The 6,000-nt window shown below is 70.4% G+C and carries 5 protein-coding genes; 1 reads left to right on the top strand and 4 read right to left on the bottom strand.

Features of this window, described 5'->3' with window-relative positions:
* Positions 1–126: 126 nt before the first annotated feature.
* The 4 genes from ACZ5CW_RS28935 to ACZ5CW_RS28920 all read right to left on the bottom strand — a co-directional run bounded on the left by ACZ5CW_RS28935 (position 127) and on the right by ACZ5CW_RS28920 (position 2,831).
* On the bottom strand, positions 127–447 hold the full coding sequence (locus tag ACZ5CW_RS28935; protein WP_468606414.1) for an SCO5918 family protein: 321 nt from the start codon (positions 445–447) through the stop codon (positions 127–129).
* Positions 448–508: 61 nt separating this feature from the next.
* Positions 509–760 carry a CBS domain-containing protein gene (locus tag ACZ5CW_RS28930; protein ID WP_468606412.1) on the bottom strand — a complete coding sequence of 84 codons (252 nt, stop codon included), beginning with the start codon at positions 758–760 and terminating at the stop codon, positions 509–511.
* Between the two features lie 199 nt (positions 761–959).
* The gene (locus tag ACZ5CW_RS28925; RefSeq protein WP_468606410.1) at positions 960–2,450 is read right to left on the bottom strand and encodes a DEAD/DEAH box helicase; all 1,491 of its coding nucleotides are present in this window, start codon (positions 2,448–2,450) and stop codon (positions 960–962) included.
* 177 nt (positions 2,451–2,627) lie between these two features.
* Entirely contained in the window at positions 2,628–2,831 is a 204-nt protein-coding gene (locus tag ACZ5CW_RS28920) for a cold-shock protein (protein WP_030342329.1), read from the bottom strand.
* 926 nt (positions 2,832–3,757) lie between these two features.
* On the opposite strand from ACZ5CW_RS28920, the gene ACZ5CW_RS28915 reads away from it, so the two are divergent.
* The gene (locus ACZ5CW_RS28915; RefSeq protein WP_468606407.1) at positions 3,758–5,644 is read left to right on the top strand and encodes a sensor histidine kinase; all 1,887 of its coding nucleotides are present in this window, start codon (positions 3,758–3,760) and stop codon (positions 5,642–5,644) included.
* The last annotated feature ends 356 nt before the right edge of the window (positions 5,645–6,000 follow it).

Genomic DNA, 6,000 nt, shown 5'->3' with positions numbered 1-6,000 from the left:
CTCCCGTTTCTCCTTTCTCTCTCCCCCCCTCCCCCCCCCCCCCCCCCCCCCCTTCCCCCCCCCCCCCCCCCCCCCCCCCCCCCCCCCCCCCCCACCGGGATCCTGAGGGCGGTCTCCCGCCCGTCCTCACACGGCCACGGGGCCGGTGTCGCCGAGCAGTGCGGACGCGGTGTGGAGGAGCGTGGGTCCACCCTCGCCCACGGGCGCGCCCTCGGGGCGGTCGTGGCAGGTGAAGCCGAGGCGTGTCATGGCCCGCACGACCTCGCCGGCGGTGAAGTCACGGGGGTCCTGTCGCGTGATGACCTGGCCCACCTGCTTGACGGGGTAGCGGCGGCGGCCGATGGTCACGGACGCCCCCGTGACGAGCTCGGGCCTGACGCCCTTCATCGAGGCCAGAACCCCGGTCATGGTCAGGTCGAACGGGTACCGGGCGATGACACAGCGCATGATGCCTCACAGGGGAGAAATCGCGGGGAGAAGGAGAACGGGCCGCCCGGGGCGAGACGGATCAGCACGCGAGGGCGGGTACGCCCGGAACCCGGCCGTACTCACCGGCGCCGCCCGAGCGGCCGCCGGGTGAGGGCAGTGGTGCGTCGAGGACGTCCCGCAGACGGATCCGGTCCGTGTACGCGGAACTGTCGCGGAGAACGGCGAGCCGGAGCCGGGTGACCAGGCCTGTGCTCTCGTCGTCCCCGTCGCACACGGTCAGGTACTCGACCCGGGCACTCGCCATGACGGCCAGAGCCACCTCGACGGTCATGTCGTCACATACCCGAGGCCCGTGCCCTTCGCTGTCGTTCACCACGGACACGGGGGTGGGGTCCGGCCTGCGGTACTGCGTCCGCGCTGGCGTCAAGGGTGTCTCCTTCGGTAAGGGCTGGTCGGCTTGGCGGCCTTCGGCCCCGGGAGACCACGGTGGCTTCCGGGAGGCCAAATGGGGCTCCGGGGACTGCGCCGGCCTAAGCAGCCGAGTCGTTGCCGGGCCGCCGCTGTGCCCTGCGGCGCACCCCCGCGCCGGCGGGTCGGCCCTGGCCGGTGCGGCCCCGGCGGTCCCCGGACGGCGAAGGCGCGCGGCGGGTGCGTTCCACGACAGGCGCGGTGATGACCACAGGGACCCCGGAGGGCGCCTGGGCACCCGTGATGCGGCTCAGCTCCGCCTCGCCCGAGCGGACCGGGGTGATGCGCGGGGTGATGCCGGCCGAAGCCATCAGCCGGGTCATGCCGCGGCGCTGGCCGGGGGTCACCAGGGTGACGACGCTGCCGGACTCCCCGCCGCGGGCCGTACGGCCGCCACGGTGCAGATAGTCCTTGTGGTCGCTGGGCGGGTCCACGTTGACGACCAGGTCGAGGCTGTCGACGTGGATGCCGCGGGCCGCGACGTTGGTGGCCACCAGGACGGTGACGTGACCGTCCTTGAACTGTGCCAGGGTCCGGGTGCGCTGCGGCTGGGACCGGCCACCGTGCAGGGCCGCGGCGCGGACACCGCTGCTCAGCAGGTGCTTGGTCAGCCGGTCCACGGCGTGCTTGGTATCCAGGAACATGATGACCCGGCCGTCCCGGGCCGCGATCTCGGTGGTCGTGCGGTGCTTGTCCGCGTCGTGCACGTGGAGTACGTGGTGCTCCATCGTGGTGACGGCACCGGCCGACGGGTCGACGGAGTGCACCACCGGGTCGGTCAGGTAGCCACGGACCAGCAGGTCGACGTTGCGGTCCAGGGTGGCCGAGAACAACATCCGCTGGCCCTCGGGGCGCACCTGGTCGAGCAGGGCGGTGACCTGGGGCATGAAGCCCATGTCGGTCATCTGGTCGGCCTCGTCGAGCACGGTGATGCCGACGTCGGCGAGCCGGCAGTCGCCCCGGTCGATGAGGTCCTTGAGCCGACCGGGCGTCGCGACGACCACCTCCGCGCCGGCCCGCAGCGCACCGGCCTGCCTGCCGATGGACATTCCGCCGACGACGGTGGCGAGCCGCAGGCTCACGGAGCGGGCGTAGGGAGCGAGCGCGTCGGTGACCTGCTGGGCCAGCTCACGGGTGGGGACGAGGATCAGGGCCAGCGGCCGACGCGGCTCGGCCCGCCGGCCCGCCGTACGGGCCAGTACTGCGAGGCCGAAGGCGAGGGTCTTGCCCGAGCCGGTGCGGCCGCGACCGAGTACGTCGCGGCCGGCCAGGGAGTTCGGCAGGGTCGCCGCCTGGATCGGGAACGGTACGGTCACGCCTTCATGGCCGAGCGTGGCCAGCAAAGGCGCCGGCATGGCGAGACCGGCGAACGACTCGACAGCGGGCAACGCGGGCCTGACCGTCTTCGGCAGCGCGAAATCGCCCCCCGCGGGCTGTCGGTTTCCGTAACCACTGGAGCGGTGCGGAACGCCGGAGCGGCCCGCAGCGGCTTTTCCTCCGAAGCGGTCGTATGTGCGATTGGTGCGTGTGCGAGTGGTACGTGTGCGGTTCATGCGGAACCTTCCTCGATGTGGGCACGTATCAAGGAATTTCCGCAGCAGAATGAGCGGCGCAGAATCGCGAGAACGAGCCGAAAAAGACAGGACGAATCGCCCTGGGAATAAAGCGAACTGGGGCCCGCACCCCAAGGTGCGGGCCCCAGCTGCGAAGTATGCGTCAGTGCCGGTGCGTCAGGCGGGAACGATGTTCTCGGCCGTCGGGCCCTTCTGGCCCTGCGCGATGTCGAACGAGACCTTCTGGCCTTCCAGCAGCTCGCGGAAACCCTGGGCGGCGATGTTCGAGTAGTGGGCGAAGACGTCGGGGCCGCCGCCGTCCTGCTCGATGAAGCCGAAGCCCTTTTCCGCGTTGAACCACTTCACAGTGCCCGTAGCCATGTTGTTTCTCCTTCGGAGGCGGTGTACAGGAACGCGCACTGTGCGCATTCCGTGTCGCCGTGATGATCAGCCGTCGGAAAAACCTTCTGGCAACCACACCTGCAACTGAGTTCGACAGTAGCACGGTGCGATCGGCCTTGCGTGGTCGATAATTCTGCTCCGCCGGGCGGTCGAAAAATCCTCGCCGCACCCTGCACCTATTCCTCAATTCGCGGGCACAGATATTACTCTCCGTGGACGCGGCTTTCCTGTCGTGGCGCTTCCCCCTACAGCCCTGTGACCTCCCTCGACGGCAGATGTGCCGCTGCCACCGTCGTCAGCGGATGGCACAACGGCGAACGCGCCTGAGACTCCTGTACGGCAACAAAGGTCACATCCCCCGCGAAGAGCGCGACGGCCGGTGGCCGACAGCCACCTCCGCAGGGGCAGCGCGCGACCTCGTCCCGCGGTGGCGGACGCCTCGGGCGACGTCCAGACGACGGTGATGCGTCGGTCAGGTGGATCCCGGAGATTCCTGGGGCACGGGGAGCAGCGTGGGAGGGGCGAGGCGAGTCCCGTGTTCGCACCGGCTCCCGAAGACGGGTGGTCCTCACGACCGGCTCCGATTCACCCCCTGATTCCCTGCATCTGCCGAGCGGCGTTCACCGGACCGTACGGCCGGGGTGCGCCCTCCGCTGATAGCCCGGCACGGTTCGACTCATCGACTACAAGACGCGGCCGAGCCCACAAGCACCACTGATCCATCGCCGTGACGCCTCTCACAGCTGCTGCGTGCGTCGGGTGAGCACCTGTGAATCGATGTCTTACGAAAGGGAAACGAGGCACCTGCCGGGCCGCCTCTAGCCTCGCGGGGCATGAGGGGGAACCGAATCCGCCGACCCGACCAGTCCGTCCGCATGCCCGGCTGGGGCTCCATCCGTGGCCGCATGGCAATCGTCCTTGCCGTACCCACCTGTCTGCTCCTCGCTCTGACCGGGCTGGGCGTAGCCGACCGCGCCCACGACTGGTCCGCCGCGCGGGCCACGGAGTCCCAGGTCGGCATCCTGCTGCGGGAACAGGACCTCGTCCGTGAGCTGCAGCGTGAACGCGGTCTCACCAACGGCCTGTTGAGCGGCGCCGAGCAGTACCGGGATGATGTCCGCAGGCAGCGGGCGCGCACCGACACCGCGCGTACGTCCTTGAGGGCGGCGCTCTCGAAGGAGAGCGGCGATCTGCCCGAGGCCGCGGCCTTCGCCTTACGCCAGGCCCAGCTCCCGCTCGTCGACCTCACCGCAACCCGTACCGCCGTCGACACCGGCACGGCCGACCGCACTGCCACACTTCGCTTCTACACCGGGGCCGTCACCGCTCTGATCGACGCTGAAGGGGCCGGCGCGCCTGACGGCGACCGCCGTATCGCGCGCGGCGTGCAGGCGCTGCAGGCCCTGGCGCGTGCCACGGAGGCCGTAGCCCTCGAACGCGGCTCCCTGAACGGCGTGTTCGTGGCACAGCGGTTCCGCTCCGGCGAGTACCTCGACTTCACCGATGTCCGCGCCACGCGGGTCGCCGCCCTCGGCCAGTTCCGCCAACTTGCCGACAGCACCGAGAACTCATCCCTCGACCAAGCCTTCGGGACGGCTGCCGCCCGCCGCGTCACCGGATACGAAGCCAAGGCCGAGGCGGGCGCCGGCGGCTCGTCCCTCGGCGTCGACCCCAGCCGCTGGTGGGCCGACATGACGACGCTCGTCGACGATCTGCACGGCGTGCAGAAACAGGTCGGTGACGACGTACGGGCGCGAGCGGACCAGGTCGGCGACGCGGCTACGCGGGAACTCGTCGGCTTCCTGGCACTGGGCGCGCTGATCCTCGCCGTAGCATCCGCGCTCGCGCTGTTCTCGGCCCGCTCCATCACTCGCCCCCTGGGCGCCCTGGTCGACGAGGCCGACGCAGTCGCGGGCACCAGGCTGCCGGACGTGGTCAAGTACATCCAGGAGGCCGACCCCGACACCCCGTTGCCCTCGGAGCCCGAGGCGGCCGAAGTTCCCAACGGTGCACGGGAGATCACCCGGCTGGCCGCCGCACTGCGCAATGTCGAGCGCGCCGCCGTGGGCCTCGCCGTCGAGCAGGCCGTCCTGCGCCGCAACAGCACCGAGTCCCTGGCCAGTCTCGGCCGCCGCAACCAGGCGCTCCTCAGCCGCCAGCTCGGGCTGATCACCACCCTGGAGAACCAGGAGCTCGACCCGGACGCCCTCGCCGAACTCTTCGAACTCGACCATCTGGCGACGCGCATGCGCCGCAACGCCGAGTCCCTGCTCGTCCTCGCCGGCGAGGAGCCCCCGGCTCGCCGCTGGCCCGGCACGGTCACCGTCACCGAGGTGGTGCAGTCGGCCGTCTCCGAGGTCGAGCAGTACCAGCGGGTCGCCGTCACCGACATCGAGCAATGCCGCGTCCGTGGCCACTGTGTCGCCGAACTCTCACACCTGCTTGCCGAGTTGGTGGAGAACGCACTCATGTTCAGCCCGCCCCAGCAGCCCGTCGCGGTGTACGGCTGGCGGGACGGCGGCGAGTACTGCCTCGCCGTGGTCGACCGGGGAATCGGAATGACCGCGCAGCGGATGGCCCAGGCCAACGCCCTGCTGTCCGGCAAGGGCGGCTCCCCGCTCGCTGCGCCCACCCGGTTCCTCGGCCACCATGTTGTCGGCGCGCTCGCGACCCGCCTCGGCGCCCATGTCGAGCTGCGCCCCACAGAGGGCTCGGGCATCACGGCGTACGTCGCCCTGCCCACCACGCTCGTCCAACAGCCGGACGTCTCGACCACCACAGCAGCCACGTGAGTGCACACCGGCGGCCCCGGGACGGCGAGGGCAAAAGCTGCGGCCGTGCCAGAAGCGGAGCCCGCCGAACCCGACGATCAACCATCCGGCACGCATCTGGCACGCGGCGAGTGATCACCGCGGACAGCCAAAAGGCCCGGGTCTCTGACCTGGGCCTTCGGTGGAGCGGGTGACGAGAATCGAACTCGCGCTCTCAGCTTGGGAAGCGACGGCGCTTGGATGGCTACGCAGGCTCTGACCTGCGGATATGTCGCCTCCAGCATGGCTTCGAGAGCTGGCTTCGCCCCGCTGTTTACCGTGGTTGTCCGGTCTTATGGGCACGCTTTGGGCACGAACCCACGCGGGGATGCTGTGCC

The sequence above is a fragment of the Streptomyces sp. NPDC031379 genome (assembly GCF_055569615.1).
The sequence above is the reverse complement of the archived record's forward strand: the minus strand, read 5'-3'. Positions and strand labels throughout refer to the sequence as shown.